Raw genomic sequence first — 13,946 nt, 5'->3', positions numbered from 1 at the left:
TGACGCCCATGAGCAGTGACAAGCAGCAGGCCACGGCGCCGCGCGTGACGGTGGTGACCGGGGGCGGTCGGGGGATCGGCGCGGAGGTCGCGGTGCGGCTGGCCGAGGAAGGCCACGACGTGGCCATCGGCTACCGCGCGGACGACGCGTCGGCCGAGGCGGTGGCCGAGCGGGTGCGGGCGCTGGGCCGGGAGGCCGTCACGGTGCGCGGCGAGATCGACGTGGAGGCCGACGTGGAACGGCTGTTCACGGCCGCGACGGAGACCCTCGGTCCGGTCACCGGGCTGGTCAACAACGCGGCGATCACCGGCCCGTTGGGGCGTTTCACCGAGACTCCGCCCGAGATGATGCGGCGGGTGGTGGAGGTCAATCTGCTGGGTGTGCTGTGGTGTGCGCGGCGGGCGGCGCTGGCGATGTCGACGCGGCGGGGCGGCGCCGGCGGGGCGATCGTCAACATCTCCTCGGCCGCTGCCACGTTGGGCTCGCCGGGCGAGTATCCGCACTATGCGGCGACCAAGGCCGCCGTGGACAGTCTGACGGTGGGTCTGGCCAAGGAGTTCGCCGCCGAGGGGATCCGGGTGAACTCGGTGCAGCCGGGGTTGATCCTGACCGAGATGCACGCGGCGATGGGTGATCCGGAGCGGCCCTGGCGGGTCGCCGAGCGGATCCCGCTGGGTCGGCCGGGGCGACCGGACGAGGTGGCGGGCGCGGTGGCGTGGCTGCTGTCGCCGGACGCGTCCTACACGACGGGCGCGGTGCTGCGGGTCTCCGGTGGGCTCTGAACGGACCGTCCCGTTCCGGTCGCATCCGCCTCCACCTGCGGTTTTTCGTGACGGCGGTCACAGTTCATGGGGTCGGGAGGCACTCGGTGAGGGTCCTTTACCCGTCGGTCACAGCACGTTCGTGACCAGGCAATAACTTGGTACGACAGTGCAGACATGGATGAGTGGGACACTCCGCGACCGACGCTCCGCCTTCCTCGCGCGACACCGCCCGCGCGGGTGAACGGCTACCAGTCGGGACGTGGCTGCCACGCGCCGGGCCTTTCCGCCGGAACCACACGGCATGGCACGGCGCTGACCGAGGCGACGTCGGCCGGTGGGGAGCGGGTATGGCTCCGACCGGCGGGGGCCGATGACCTGACGGCCGCTCTGGCGCTGCACGGGCGCTGTTCGGCCGGCACCCTGGCGCGCCGCTACCCGGGCGGCGCCGGCGAGGCCGACGACTATCTGCGGCATCTGCTGGGCGGACGGCACGGCTGCAGCGTGGCCGCCGAGTTGGCGTCCGGGGAGCTGGTCGGCCTGGGGCATGTGCTGTGGGACGGGGACGAGTCCGAGGTGGCGCTGCTGGTCGCCGACGCCTGGCAGCGGCGCGGTATCGGCGGCGCGTTGCTGCGGTCGCTGCTGGCACTGGCCACGGCGCGGCGCTGTGCGAGCGTCTACGCGGTCACCGAGGCGTCGAACGCGGCGATGTTGGAGACGATGCGGTCCACCGGGCTGCCGTTGGAGCACCGCGCGGACGCCGGTGTCCTGGTGGTGTCGGCGCGGCTGGCCGACGCGGTGGGCCCCTGAGCCGCAGGTCCGGGGCGTCTCGGCCGGGGGCCGATTTACCCGCCGGGGGGCTGGTGACGAACGGGCGTCCGCGTACCAGGATGGGGGTATGGCAGACACCAGCAACTTGCTTCCGCGCCAGCTCGCCGACGTCTATGTGGACGAGCTGATCGCACTGGATCCGATCACCGGCACTTATCTCGGCGACCCCGGGAGTTCCACCCGGCTTCCGGACTACTCACCCCAGGGGCTGGCCGAACAGGCCGAGTTGGCCCGACGCACGCTGGCGCGGCTGGCCGAGGCCGAACGGGTGCCGGGCGCCGACGCGGCCGGCGAGCGACGCTGCGCCCGGCTGTTGCGGGAGCGGTTGACGGCGGAGCTCGCCGTGCACGAGGCGGGCGAGCCGCTGCGCGCGGTGAGCAGCCTGTTGGCGCCGGTGCATTCGGTGCGTTCGGTGTTCACCATCATGCCGACGGCGACGGATGAGGACTGGTCGGCCATCGCCGTCCGGCTGCGCGCGGTGCCGGAGGCCCTGTCCGGCTATCGGGCGTCGCTGGCCGAGGGCGTGGAGCGGGGGCTGCCGGCCGGTCCGCGTCAGGTGGCGGAGCGGGTGGCCTTGTTGGGCGAGTGGGTGGCGCCGGAGGGGAGCTGGTTCGCGGACTTCGTGGCGCCGGGTCCCGAGGCGTTGCGCGCGGAGTTGGACGAGGCGGCCGGTCTCGCGGCCGGGGCGGTGGCCGAACTGCGGGACTGGCTGCGGGATGTGTATGCCGAGCGGGTCGCCGGCGCGCCCGATGTGGTGGGCCGGGAGCGGTACGCCCGTTGGGCGCGGTTCTGGAACGGCACCGATCTGGATCTGGACGAGGCGTACGCCTACGGCTGGTCCGAATTCCACCGGCTACGCGCGGAGATGGTGCGCGAGGCGGACCGGATCCTGCCGGGCGCGGACCCGTGGGACACGCTGCGCCATCTGGACACCCATGGCACCGTGGTGGAGGGCGTCGAGGAGGTGCGGGTCTATCTCCAGCGGCTGATGGACGAGGCGATCGAGCAACTGGACGGCACCCACTTCGAGTTGGCGGAGCCGATCAAGCGGGTGGAGGCGATGATCGCGCCGGCCGGCAGCGCGGCGGCGCCCTATTACAGCGGTCCCTCGCTGGACTTCTCCCGTCCGGGCCGCACCTGGCTGCCCACCATGGGGCAGACCTCGTTCCCGGTGTACGACCTGGTGTCCACCTGGTATCACGAGGGGGTGCCGGGGCACCATCTGCAGCTGGCGCAGTGGGTGCTCATGGCGGACGAGCTGTCGCGCTACCAGACGACGGTGGGCGGGGTCAGCGCCAACATGGAGGGCTGGGCGCTCTATGCGGAGCGCCTGATGGACGAGTTGGGCTATCTGTCGACGGCGGAGACCCGGCTCGGCTATCTGGACTGTCAGATGATGCGCGCGGTGCGGGTGATCATCGACATCGGGATGCATCTGGAGATGGAGATCCCGGCGGACGCGCCGTTCCATCCCGGGGAGCGCTGGACGCCCGAGCTGGCCGAGGAGTTCTTCCAGCGGCACAGCGGCCGGCCGCCGGAGTTCGTGGGCAGCGAGCTGGTGCGCTACCTGGGCGCGCCGGGGCAGGCGATCGGCTACAAGCTCGGCGAACGCGCCTGGCTGCTCGGCCGGGACGCGGCGCGGGAGGCGCGGGGCGCGGGCTTCGACGCCAAGAAGTGGCATATGGCGGCGCTGTCGCTCGGCTCGTTGGGCCTGGACGATCTGGTTGCCGAGCTGTCGGCGCTGTAGCGGGCGGCCTCCCGGCGCCGGTCAGTCGGCGCCGGGGACGGTGTGGTACCGGACGGTGGAGCCCCGACGGGTCTTGATCACCTCCAGCTGGCTGGGCACCCGGGAGCGCAGGTCGGGAACGTGGCTGACGATGGCGACATGGCGGTCGTGTTCCCGCAGCCCGTCCAGCACGTCGAGCACCTCGTCGAGGGACTGTTCGTCCAGGCTGCCGAAGCCCTCGTCGATGAAGAGGGTGTCCAGGCGGCGGCCCCCGGCCTCGGCTGAGACCACGTCGGCCAGGCCGAGGGCCAGCGCCAGGGAGACGAAGAACGACTCGCCGCCGGAGAGCGTCGCGGTGTCCCTGGCGCGGCCCGTCCAGGCGTCGAGCACCTTGAGGCCGAGGCCCGAGCGGGCCCGGTGGGCGGCCAGGTCGTCGGAGTGGATCAGCGCGTAGCGGCCGGCGGACATGTGGTGCAGCCGGCGGCTGGCGACCTCGGCGACCTGCTCCAGGCGGGCGGCCAGCACATAGGTCTCCAGGCGCATCCGGTACTCGTTGCTCGGCGAGGTGCCGGCGGTGAGCTGGGCGATGCCGGCGATCCGGCGGCTCTCCTCGCGCAGCGGGGCGAGCCGCGCCGCGTCCGTCGCCACCATGGCGCCGAGCGCGTCGAGTTCGGCACAGCGCTGGCGGGCGGCGGCGTCGGCGGCCGAGGCGGCGCGCAGCCGGTGGGTGGCGGCGTCCAGGGCCGAGCGGCTGGCGTCCGGATCGGCGGGCGGCTCCTCGGCGGCGGCGGCGCCGCGCGGGTCGTTCAGCACGGTGGCGACGGCGGCCTCGCGGGCGCGCCACCGCTCCAGGCGTTCCTCGGCGGCGCGCTGTTGGGCCTCGCTCCGCCGCGCCCGGGCGGCGGCCTCGGGGTGCGCGAAGCCGGCCGCGTAGGCGGCGTCGGCGAGGGCGGCGTCGGCCTGCTTGCGGCGGGCCGCGGTGTCGGCGGCGGCACCGGCCGCCGCGCCGGCGGCGGCGAGCAGTTCGGCGCGGCGGGCCAGCGTCGCCGCGCGGGCGGCGACGCTGGGCGCGCCGGCGCGGGCGCGGTCGATCTCGGCGGCGAGCGCGGCGTGTTCGGCCGTGAGGGCGGCGCGGTGCGCGGCGCGGGCGGCGCGGTCGCGTTCGGCGGCCTGGCGGGCGGCGGTCAGCTCGGCGTGTTCCCGCTCGGCCGCTTCCAGGGCCGCCCTGGCGGCCGGCTCGGCGGCGAACGCGGCCCGGGCCTCGGCGTGTTCGGCGCGGGCGGCGCGCAGCCGCTCGGCCAGCGCGGCGGCCGGCTCGGCGCCGGCAGCGGCGCCGGCAGCGGCGTGCTCGGCGGCGAGATCGGCCTGCCGGCGTTGGGCGCGCTCCCTGGCGGCCTCGGCGGCCCGGTGTGCGGCCTGGGCGGTCTCCTCGGCGGCGTGGTCGATCCGGTCGGCCGCATCGGGGGCGGGGGCCGGATGGTGGGGCGATCCGCAGACGGCGCAGGGCTCGCCCGGGGTGAGGCCGGCCGCCAACTCGGCGGCGATGCCGGTCAGTCGGCGGTCCTTGAGGCGCAGCCAGTGGTCGAAGGCGGCGGTGGCCGCCTCGCGGGCGGTGAGGGCCGTCTCGCGGGCGGCGGGGAGCAGCGCGGCGAGCCGGTCCCGTTCGTGGGCGGCGGCCAGCCTGGCCTCGGCCGCGCCGACCCGTTCGGCCAGCTCGGACAGGCGGGTCCCGGCGGCGCCGGCGCGTTCCCTTTCCCGGCGGAGCCGTTCCAGGGTGGTCGGCCAGTCGGCGAGGTGCCGCTCGCTGGTGTCGAGCAGGGCCTGGTCGGTGGCGTCCCGTTCGGCGAGGGTGGTCAACTCGGCGGCGATCAGCTCGGCGCGCCGTTCGGCGGCCTCGGCGGCGGCGATGGCGCCGAGCCTTTCGCGTACCGCGTGTTCCTCGGCGGCGAGTTGGGCGGCCGGGGCGTCGGGCGCTGGGCCGTCCGGTGCCGCGAGGGCGGCGCGGGCGCGGCGTTCGCCTTCGGCGGCGGCGCGGTGTTCGGCGTCGGCCGCGGCCTGCAGCCGGAGCGCGGGGGCGACCCGGTCGGCGGCCCTGGCCTGGGCCAACTCCCGTTCGGCGGCGGCGCGTTCGTCCTGTTGGGCGGCGAGCGTCGCGGCCTGTTCGGTGGCCTCGGCGTGTCGCTGCTGGAGGCGGGCGCGTTCCACCGTGTCGGCGTGCCGGCGCTCGGCCGTCTCGTGGGCGGCCTCGGCGGCGGTGAGGGCGCTTTCGGCGCCGGCCGCTCGTTCCCTGGCGGCGCAGCGGGCGAGGGCGGCGAACTCCAGGACGCGGTCGGCGAGTTCGGCGTCGCCCGGGCTGTGCTCGGGCCAGGGGTGGTCGGCCAGGTCGGGGTGCGGTCCGGCGGCCTGCCGGACCCGGTGGGCGCCGGCGAGCAGCCCTTCGTCTCCGGCGCGGACCCGTTCGACGGCGCGGGTGCGCAGCTCGGCGAGATGCGCCTCGGCGGCGGCGAACCTGCGGGTGTCGAAGAGCCGGCCGAGGAGTTTGGCCCGGTCCTCGGCGCTGGCGCGGAGAAAACGCGCGAAGTCCCCCTGGGGCAGCAGCACGACCTGACAGAACTGGTCCCTGCTCATGCCGAGCAGATCGTCGACCTCCTGGGCGATCTCCTGGTGGGAGCGGCTGACCGGCTCCCACGCGCCGGCGCGGCGCTCCCGCAGCAGGGCGCGGGCCCGGTCCCTGGTGGTGCCGGTGCCCTTGCGTTTGGGGCGGAGCTGTTCGGGCCGGCGGGTGATCTCCCAGCGGCGGTCGCCGACGGTCAGCTCCAGCACGATCTCCGTGGGGGTGCCGGGGTCGGCGTGGTCGCTGCGCAGGGCGAGGCCGCTGCCCTGGCGGGCGCCGGGCACGGAGCCGTAGAGGGCGTAGGCGACGGCGTCCAGGATGGACGTCTTGCCGGCGCCGGTGGGCCCGTGCAGCAGGAAGAGGCCGGCGGCGGAGAGCCGGTCGAAGTCGACGGTCTGGGTGCCGGCGAACGGGCCGAAGGCGGTGACGGTGAGCCGGTGCAGTCTCAACGCTCGGACTCCTGGACGCGGCTGGCGGTCAACGCGGCCCGCAGCGCGGCGCGTTCGGCCCGGTCGGGCCCCTGGCCGCCCCGGACATGGGCGACGAAGTCCTCGGCGATCTGCTGGTCGGTGCGGCCGCCGAGCCGTTCGGCGTAGGAGGCGGGGCCCCGGCTCGGGGGGCGTTCGGGCGCGAAGACCAGGCTGACGGTGTGCGGGAAGCGGCCCAGCAGCCGGGCCATGGGCTCGTCGGGGCGGACCGGGTCGGTGAGGGTTGCCTCCACCCAGGAGTCCTGGTGTTCCGTCAACTCCGGTGCGGTGAGCAGGTGTTCCAGCGGGCCCCGGAGGCGGGCCAGCGGCCGGGGAACGGGCCAGTCCAGCCGCTCGGCGCGCACGGCTCCCGCCGCGTCGAGGTCGACCAGCCACATGCTCTTGCGATGGGTGGCCTCGGAGAAGGAGTAGGCCAGCGGGGAGCCGGAGTAGCGGACCCGGTCGGTGAGGGTCTGGCAGCCGTGCAGATGGCCGAGCGCCGCGTAGTGGACGCCGGCGAAGGTGTCGACGGGCACCGCCTGGACGCCGCCGACGGTGATGTCCCGTTCGCTGTCGGAGGGTTGGCCGCCGGTGACGAAGGCGTGCGCCAGCACCACGGAGCGGGTGCCGGCGGGGCGGGTGGCCAGATCGGCGCGGACCCGGTCCATCGCGGCCCGCAGCACGGCCGCGTGCCGGGGCCTGTCGACGCCGAACGACTCACGGACCAGGGTGGGTTCGAGATAGGGCAGGCCGTAGAGCGCGACCTCGCCGTGCGCGTCGTGGAGCAGCGCGGGGGTCGCGCAGTCCTCGGGGCGGGTGCGCAGATGGATGCCGGCGCGCTCCAGCAGCCGGCCGCCGACGCCCAGCCGGTGCGGCGAATCGTGGTTCCCGGAGATCATCACGGTGGGCACACCGTGCTCGGCGAGCCGGTGCAGCGTGTCGTCGAAGAGCCGCACGGCGGACAGCGGGGGCACCGCGCGGTCGTAGATGTCCCCGGCGACCAGCACGGCGTCGACCCGCTCGGCGACGGCGGTGGCCACCAGATGGTCGAGAAGGGCCTCCTGGTGGGCGAGGAGGCCGACCCGGTGGAAGGTGCGGCCCAGATGCCAGTCGGAGGTGTGCAGCAGTCGCATCGTCCCGCCACCTCTCGTCGGTCACCGGGCCGGCCCCGGTGGGATGTCACTCAGTGTGCCACCGGGGTCCGACAACGGTGCGCGGGGGCGGCGTCCCGCCGGCCGGTCAGGGCGTCCAGTCGCCCAGCCAGCGTGCGGCGGTGTGGTCGGCGGCCTCCTCGTCCGTCAGTTGCGGCCGGTCCTGGCCGGCCCCGCCGGAGCCGGGTCCGCTGTTGTGGTACTCGGCGAAGCGGGCGCCCTGCCAGGGGAAGCCGCTCATGTCGGTCCAGGGCGCGGTGCGGACGGCCGGGCCCAACTCGCTGTCCCTGACCACGGTCTGGGGGTGCAGCGCGGCGTCGCCGCCGGCGTACCAGGGGCGTCCGAGGTGGAACGTTCCCTGGTCCACGTCGCCGGTGATCCGGCTGTCGACGATCAGGAACCCGGCGTGCTCGGCGACGGTGGAGGGGGCGGTGACATAGCCGCCGGAGGAGCCGTCGGGGCGGCGGCCTGGTGTCCCGGCTGGTCGGCGTGGGCGAGTTCGTCGAAGTCGTTGGCGAAGGTGAGGCGGCGCGCCTGGAAGTCGTCGGCCTCCACGGTGAAGGTGGCGCTGCCCGAGGTGCCGTAGGTGCCGCCGTCGGGCCGTTCGGTGCCGGCCGAGTTGTCGTAGACGATGGTCACGTCGGCGGCCGAGTCGCCGAGGCCGACCAGCCGCAGATGCGGCCGGTCCCTGGGGACGAGGACCGTCTCCCGGTAGACCCCGGGCCGGACGCCGATGGTGAACGGGGCGTCGTTGTCGGCCGGTACGGCGGCGACGGCGGCCGTCACGGTGGTGTGGTCGCCGCTGCCGTCGGCCGCCACCACCAGATCGGGCTCCTCCTCCGCGACGGGTTCGGCGGTGCCGAGGTCCGCGCGGGGCCCGGTGCCCTCCCGCAGCAGGGCGGGAACGTCCTCGGCCGGATCGAGGGTGTAGTCGTAGAAGTCACCGGGGTCGAAGCCCTCCCCCTGGGTCTCGGCACGCCCGGTGGTGTTGACCAACACGCTGCCGCGTTGGACGAGTTGGGCGTCCGGGTCGGGGAAGTACGGATCCCGCACGTTCTCGAAGTAGCTGTTCTCCAGCACCATGTTGGTGGCGCCGCGCGCCCAGTTGCCGTAGGCGCTCCGCACCTCGCCGGCCGGATCGTCCTGGAGGTAGTTGTTGTAGAGATGCGCGTGCGCGATGTTGTCGGCGGACGGGTTGCGCTGCTGGGTCTCGTGGAACCAGTTGTGGTGGATGGTGATGTCGGCCGTCACGTTCTCCGTCCAGCCGATGCCGAACGCCTTGTTGTGCTGGCTGAGCTTGTTCCAGGACACGGTGAGGTAGGTGGTGTCCTTGCGGCTGTCGATCAGCCCGTCCTCCATGCGGGTCAGATGGTTGTGGTCGATCCACACGTGGTGGGCGCCGTCCAGCTGGATGGCGTCCCAGTCGTTCTCCTTGCCGTCCCACTCACCGTCGTAGGTGTCGCGGATGGTGAGGTTGCGGATGATGACGTTGTGCACGCCCTCGCCGAGGAAGAAGCCGCCCTCGACGATCTCACCGCCGGTGCCGACGCCGACGATGGTCTTGTCGGAGGCGACGCGGATCTCGGTGCCCTTGTCGGCGAGCGTGATGGCCCCGGCGACCCGGATGGTGTAGGGCTCCTCGGCGGTGGCGTAGCGGACCAGTTCCTCCTCGGTGGTGACGGTGACGGTCTCACCGTCCCGGCCGCCGTAGGTGCCGTCCTGGCCAAGGGCGTTGACGGAGGCGAAGCCGTCGGCCTCGGCCGGCCAGGCGGCCGGCAGGACGGGAGCCGCGGCGGCCGGCTCGCCGCCGGCGACATGCCCGGCGAACAGCGCGCCACCGAGCACGGTGAGCGCGGCGAACAGGGTGAGGGGGCGGCGTCGGCGCTGGATATGGGAAGTCAACGGCGGTCCAATCTCGCGTGGGGGAACTCCCCCACTGGTGGCCACCACCCCACCGAAGGTTGCCGCCGCCGACCCGACCGCCGGTTCCCCGGCGGATCGACGCGCCGATCGGGTCGGTCAAGGGGCGCCGGGGCCGGAGCACCGGAAGTCGGCGAAGTGCGCGTGGAGTTGACGCCCGCTCTCCCACTCGACCGCCAGTCCGACGAGATCCGGGATGCCGAACCGGCGGACCAGGGAGATCTCGGTCAGTCCCCAGTCGAGCCGCTCGGGGTCGGCGAGCTGCGCGGGGCTCAGGGCTCCGGTGAACTCCAGCCGCTGCACCCCCAGCAGAAACAGGCTGACCAGCACCGGTCGTTCCCCGGGCCCCGCTCACCGCTCCGCGCTCCATGTCCTACTCGACGCGCAGCGCCGCGAGTTGTTCGGCGAAGGGGGTGACCGCCGGTTCGTCCGGGGCGCCCTCGATCGCGGCGGGGGCGGCGCCGGCCAGGGCGGCGAGTTCGCGGGCGGCGCGGTCGATCCGGGTGGGCAGGGTGTCGGTCAACGGGTCGCCGTCGCCGCCCCAGTCCTCGGCCGCCGCGAACACCGCCGTCGGAACAACCGTGGTGCGCAGGTACGCGAAGAGCGGGCGCATCGCGTACTCCAGGGCCAGCGAGTGCCGCGCGGTGCCGCCGGTGGCGGCCATCAGCACCGGCTTGCCGACCAGCGAGGCGGGTTCGAACAGGTCGAAGAAGGACTTGAACAGCCCGCTGTAGGAGGCCGCGAAAACGGGCGTCACCGCGATCACCGCGTCGGCGGCCAGCACGGTGTCGATGGCGGCGCGCAGCGCGGGCGCGGGGAAGCCGGTGACCAGGTTGCCCGCGATATCGGTGGCCAGATCACGGAGTTCGAGAACGTGGGTCTTTGTCTCCCGTTCGTCGGCCGCCAGTTGACGACGGGTCGCCTCGGCGAGCCGGTCGGCCAACAGCCGGGTGGACGAGGGCTGGCTCAGCCCGGCCGAGACCACCACCAGGTTCCGCGCTGCCATGATCTCTGACTCCTTGTCGATAGAGCGTCTTACCGCTGTGTCATCTTTTCGTCGCCCAACGCCCAATGCCCAACGCCCGCCACCACCACCGCCACCGCCACCGCCACCGCAGCCGTTTCGGCTCAGGCGGCCGCGCTCGCGGCGGCGTCCTGCCGCGCCTTCGCGGCCCGCGCCTCGTGGGTGGGCCCGCCGGGGACGTCCGCCGGGCGGCCCGCGGCGAACTCGCGGCGCAGCACGGGGAGGATCTCCTCGCCGAGGATGTCGAGCTGTTCCAGCACGGTCTTCAGCGGCAGCCCGGCGTGGTCCAGCAGGAACAGCTGGCGCTGGTAGTCGCCGAAGCTCTCCCGGAAGGTGAGCGTCTTCTCGATCGCCTCCTGGGGGCTGCCCACGGTGAGCGGGGTCTGCTCGGTGAACTCCTCCAGCGAGGGGCCGTGCCCGTAGACCGGGGCGTTGTCGAAGTACGGCCGGAACTCGCGGACCGCGTCCTGGGAGTTCTTGCGGACGAACAGCTGCCCGCCCAGGCCGACCATCGCCTGTTCCGGGGTGCCGTGCCCGTAGTGGGCGTAGCGCTCGCGGTAGAGGCCGATCAGCTGCTGGAAGTGTTCCTTGGGCCAGAAGATGTTGTTCGCGAAAAATCCATCTCCGTAAAAGGCCGCCTGTTCGGCGATCTCCGGGCTGCGGATGGAGCCGTGCCAGACGAACGGCGGCACCCCGTCCAGCGGCCTGGGGGTGGAGGTGAAGCCCTGCAGCGGGGTGCGGAAGCGGCCCTTCCAGTCCACCACGTCCTCGCGCCACAGCTGGTGCAGCAGCGCGTAGTTCTCGATGGCCAGCGGGATGCCCTGGCGGATGTCCTGGCCGAACCAGGGGTAGACGGGTCCGGTGTTGCCCCGGCCCAGCATCAGGTCCACCCGGCCGTCGGCCAGGTGCTGGAGCATCGCGAAGTCCTCGGCGATCTTCACCGGGTCGTTGGTGGTGATCAGGGTGGTGGCGGTGGAGAGGATCAGCCGCTCGGTGCGGGCCGCGATCCAGCCCAGCATGGTGGTGGGCGACGAGGGGACGAACGGCGGGTTGTGGTGCTCGCCGGTAGCGAACACGTCCAGGCCGACCTCCTCGGCCTTCTGCGCGATGGCCACCATCGCCTTGATCCGCTCGTGCTCGGACGGGGTCCTCCCGGTGGTCGGGTCGGGGGTCACATCACCGACGGTGAAGACTCCGAACTGCATCACACCCACCTCACTTAGTTGACTGTTCAACTTGTCCGGGTCAACCGTATCCTCCGCCGGACTATTCCGGGCAGCCGAGTACCCCCTTTGACGCGGATCCCTGTGGCCCCGGCCCGGGTGCCGGCTCAGCCCGCCTCCACCGTCTCGTCCCCCGGCTCCAGCCGGGCCGCGCCGGCCGTGGCGCCGGCCAGCCAGGAGGCGAAGGATTCGAGATCGGCGGCCGGCAGCGCCAGCGCGATGGTGACCTCGGCGCCATAGGTCACCGAGCGCACCGGATGCCCCAGCGCGCGCAGCTCGTTCTCCAGCCGGCCGGCCCGGCCGTGGTCGACGGTGACCAGCGCGGACCGCAGCCGGCGCCGGGTGACCGTGCCCTGCGCGTCCAGGGCCGCGCCGACCGCGCCGCCATAGGCCCGGATCAGCCCGCCGGCGCCCAGCTTGGTGCCGCCGAACCAGCGGGTGACCACGGCGACCACATGGCACACCTCACGCCGCAGCAACATGCCCAGCATCGGCTGACCAGCCGTACCTCCCGGCTCGCCGTCGTCAAACGCTCGTCGCACCGAGGCATCGGCACCGATCACATAGGCATAGCAGTGGTGACTCGCCGTGGGGTGCCGCTCCCTGATCCGTTCGATGAACCGCCGGGCGTCCTCCTCCGTGGCGGCCGGCGCCAGGGCGCACAGGAAACGTGAACGGTTGACCTCGGTCTCGTGCTCTCCCTCGGCGGCCACCGTCAGATAGTGGTCAGGCATCCGCCCAGCCTAGAACCGGCGGCGGCCGGGGAATGCGGCCGGTGGTCGTCGCCGTTGAGCGGGCATGTACGGAGACAGGTACGGGGACCGGGAAACCGTCCGCAGGATTCTGACCGAGACCGGCACCACCTGGGCCGTCGTGGGGCTGTCCGACAACCCCGCGCGCGCCGCCTACGGGGTGGCGGCCAGGCTGCAGCGGTTCGGCAAGCGGGTGGTGCCGGTGCACCCCAAGGCCGAGACGGTGCACGGTGAACCGGGCTATGCCACGCTGGCCGACATCCCGTTCCCGGTGGACGTGGTGGACGTCTTTGTGAACAGCGCGCTCGCCGGGGACGTCGCCGACCAGGCGGTGGCCGTCGGCGCCAGGGCCGTGTGGTTCCAGCTCGATGTGATCGACGAGGCGGCCTATGCCCGCACCCGGGCCGCAGGGCTTGAGATGGTGATGGACCGCTGCCCCGCGATCGAGCTGGCCGCCCCCGAGTACCGCTGAGGCGTGCGGTCGGAGACCGTCAGGGGCCGCCGAACGTGCGCCGGTAGGCGCCGGGGGTGACGCCGTGGGCGGTGCGGAAGCGGCGGCGCAGGTTCACCGCCGACGACAGGCCGACCCGGGTGGCCACCGCCTCCACCGGAAGATCCGTCCGTTCCAGCAACCCCCGGGCGGCGTCCAGGCGTTGGGCCAGCAGCCACTGCCCCGGGCTGGTCCCCAGCTGTTCGAGGAAGCGGCGCGTCAGGGTGCGTGCCGACACCCCGGCGCGGGCGGCCAGCGCCTCGACGGTCAGCGGTGTGCCCAGCCGCGCGACGGCCCACTCCAGCAGCGGCGCCAGCGAGGCGTCCACCCGGGCGCGGCTGTCGTCGGCCCTGGCGGCGTACTGGAGTTGGCTGCCCTCGCGGTGCGGCGGCAGCACCATGCTGCGGGCGATGCGCGCGGCATATGCCGCCCCGTGGTCGGCGCGGACCAGATGGAGACAGAGGTCGATGCCGGCGCCGCTGCCCGCGCTGGTGGCGACGTCGCCGTGGTCGACATAGAGCACATCGGCGTCCACCGTCACCCGGGGGTAAGCGGCGGCCAGTTGGGCGGTCCGCCCCCAGTGGGTGGTGGCGGATCGGCCGTCCAACAGCCCGGCCCCGGCCAGCACGAAGGCGCCGGTGCAGATCGAGACCAGCCGGGCGCCCCTGGCGTGCGCGGCGCGCAGCGCGTCCAGCACCTCGGCGGGCACCTCGCCGCCGACCGGATGCCACCCGGGCACCACGACGGTGTCCGCCTGCCGCAGGGCGTCGAGACCGCTCTCGACCAGCAGCGCGGGGCCCACCGTGGTCCGCAGCGGGCCCGGGCGGCGCGCGCAGACGGAGAAGGCGTAGTGCGGGGTGAGGCCCGGCCGCTCGGTCCCGAAGACCTCGGCCACGCAGGCGAGTTCGAACGGCGACTGTGGCTCGTTGAGCAGGGCGATCACCCGGTGACGCGTCATGGCGTGAATGTACCCGATGACGTCTTTCC

General features: G+C 73.7%; 13 protein-coding genes. 4 read left to right on the top strand and 9 right to left on the bottom strand.

The genetic code is table 11. The features are described from left to right. Nucleotides 1-8 precede the first annotated feature (8 nt). The 3 genes from AOM46_RS26930 to AOM46_RS26920 all read left to right on the top strand — a co-directional run bounded on the left by AOM46_RS26930 (nucleotide 9) and on the right by AOM46_RS26920 (nucleotide 3,339). Nucleotides 9-782 (top strand): SDR family NAD(P)-dependent oxidoreductase, encoded by a 774-nt coding sequence (locus tag AOM46_RS26930; protein WP_062216060.1) that lies wholly within the window; start codon nucleotides 9-11, stop codon nucleotides 780-782. 156 nt (nucleotides 783-938) lie between these two features. Next, nucleotides 939-1,571, top strand: coding sequence for a GNAT family N-acetyltransferase (locus tag AOM46_RS26925; protein WP_078857212.1), 633 nt, complete (start codon nucleotides 939-941; stop codon nucleotides 1,569-1,571). A gap of 88 nt (nucleotides 1,572-1,659) precedes the next feature. Then, complete coding sequence (locus AOM46_RS26920; protein WP_062216056.1) at nucleotides 1,660-3,339, top strand: DUF885 domain-containing protein; 1,680 nt, start codon at nucleotides 1,660-1,662, stop codon at nucleotides 3,337-3,339. 21 nt (nucleotides 3,340-3,360) lie between these two features. On the opposite strand, the gene AOM46_RS26915 is transcribed toward AOM46_RS26920, so the two are convergent. The 8 genes from AOM46_RS26915 to AOM46_RS26880 all read right to left on the bottom strand — a co-directional run bounded on the left by AOM46_RS26915 (nucleotide 3,361) and on the right by AOM46_RS26880 (nucleotide 12,451). Next, nucleotides 3,361-6,381, bottom strand: a complete 3,021-nt coding sequence (locus AOM46_RS26915) for an AAA family ATPase (protein ID WP_062216054.1) — start codon at nucleotides 6,379-6,381, stop codon at nucleotides 3,361-3,363. Further along, nucleotides 6,378-7,532: an exonuclease SbcCD subunit D gene (locus AOM46_RS26910; RefSeq protein WP_062216052.1), complete on the bottom strand. Its 1,155-nt coding sequence runs from the start codon at nucleotides 7,530-7,532 to the stop codon at nucleotides 6,378-6,380. Before AOM46_RS26910 ends, AOM46_RS26915 begins: the two co-directional genes overlap by 4 nt. A gap of 106 nt (nucleotides 7,533-7,638) precedes the next feature. Then, nucleotides 7,639-7,917: a hypothetical protein gene (locus tag AOM46_RS36175; protein WP_062216050.1), complete on the bottom strand. Its 279-nt coding sequence runs from the start codon at nucleotides 7,915-7,917 to the stop codon at nucleotides 7,639-7,641. 26 nt (nucleotides 7,918-7,943) lie between these two features. Beyond that, entirely contained in the window at nucleotides 7,944-9,452 is a 1,509-nt protein-coding gene (locus AOM46_RS26900; protein ID WP_062216047.1) for a pectinesterase family protein, read from the bottom strand. A gap of 117 nt (nucleotides 9,453-9,569) precedes the next feature. After that, a complete protein-coding gene (locus tag AOM46_RS26895) occupies nucleotides 9,570-9,800 on the bottom strand; it encodes a hypothetical protein (RefSeq protein ID WP_062216046.1) in 231 nt (76 codons plus the stop codon). Between the two features lie 43 nt (nucleotides 9,801-9,843). Further along, nucleotides 9,844-10,476, bottom strand: coding sequence for a CE1759 family FMN reductase (locus AOM46_RS26890; protein ID WP_062216044.1), 633 nt, complete (start codon nucleotides 10,474-10,476; stop codon nucleotides 9,844-9,846). A gap of 122 nt (nucleotides 10,477-10,598) precedes the next feature. Further along, nucleotides 10,599-11,699 (bottom strand): LLM class flavin-dependent oxidoreductase, encoded by a 1,101-nt coding sequence (locus AOM46_RS26885; protein ID WP_062216042.1) that lies wholly within the window; start codon nucleotides 11,697-11,699, stop codon nucleotides 10,599-10,601. 125 nt (nucleotides 11,700-11,824) lie between these two features. Beyond that, entirely contained in the window at nucleotides 11,825-12,451 is a 627-nt protein-coding gene (locus tag AOM46_RS26880; RefSeq protein ID WP_062216041.1) for a YigZ family protein, read from the bottom strand. 64 nt (nucleotides 12,452-12,515) lie between these two features. Between AOM46_RS26880 and AOM46_RS26875 the strand changes: the two genes are divergently transcribed. Further along, nucleotides 12,516-12,941 carry a CoA-binding protein gene (locus AOM46_RS26875; RefSeq protein ID WP_062216040.1) on the top strand — a complete coding sequence of 142 codons (426 nt, stop codon included), beginning with the start codon at nucleotides 12,516-12,518 and terminating at the stop codon, nucleotides 12,939-12,941. 19 nt (nucleotides 12,942-12,960) lie between these two features. Here AOM46_RS26875 and AOM46_RS26870 read toward each other — a convergent pair whose 3' ends face one another. Beyond that, nucleotides 12,961-13,917 (bottom strand): helix-turn-helix domain-containing protein, encoded by a 957-nt coding sequence (locus tag AOM46_RS26870; RefSeq protein WP_062216039.1) that lies wholly within the window; start codon nucleotides 13,915-13,917, stop codon nucleotides 12,961-12,963. Nucleotides 13,918-13,946 lie beyond the last annotated feature (29 nt).

This window comes from Streptomyces sp. NBRC 109706 (assembly GCF_000974485.1).
Lineage (GTDB): Bacteria > Actinomycetota > Actinomycetes > Streptomycetales > Streptomycetaceae > Streptomyces.
Note: the sequence above shows the minus strand (reverse complement) of the source record. Positions and strands in the feature narration are given on the sequence as shown.

Coding starts and splice junctions, on each gene's coding strand:
- AOM46_RS26930 (WP_062216060.1), top strand. CDS start 9: ATGAGCAGTGACAAGCAGCAGGCCACGGCGCCGCGCGTGACGGTGGTG.
- AOM46_RS26925 (WP_078857212.1), top strand. CDS start 939: ATGGATGAGTGGGACACTCCGCGACCGACGCTCCGCCTTCCTCGCGCG.
- AOM46_RS26920 (WP_062216056.1), top strand. CDS start 1,660: ATGGCAGACACCAGCAACTTGCTTCCGCGCCAGCTCGCCGACGTCTAT.
- AOM46_RS26910 (WP_062216052.1), bottom strand. CDS start 7,532: ATGCGACTGCTGCACACCTCCGACTGGCATCTGGGCCGCACCTTCCAC.
- AOM46_RS26890 (WP_062216044.1), bottom strand. CDS start 10,476: ATGGCAGCGCGGAACCTGGTGGTGGTCTCGGCCGGGCTGAGCCAGCCC.
- AOM46_RS26885 (WP_062216042.1), bottom strand. CDS start 11,699: ATGCAGTTCGGAGTCTTCACCGTCGGTGATGTGACCCCCGACCCGACC.
- AOM46_RS26880 (WP_062216041.1), bottom strand. CDS start 12,451: ATGCCTGACCACTATCTGACGGTGGCCGCCGAGGGAGAGCACGAGACC.
- AOM46_RS26875 (WP_062216040.1), top strand. CDS start 12,516: ATGTACGGAGACAGGTACGGGGACCGGGAAACCGTCCGCAGGATTCTG.
- AOM46_RS26870 (WP_062216039.1), bottom strand. CDS start 13,917: ATGACGCGTCACCGGGTGATCGCCCTGCTCAACGAGCCACAGTCGCCG.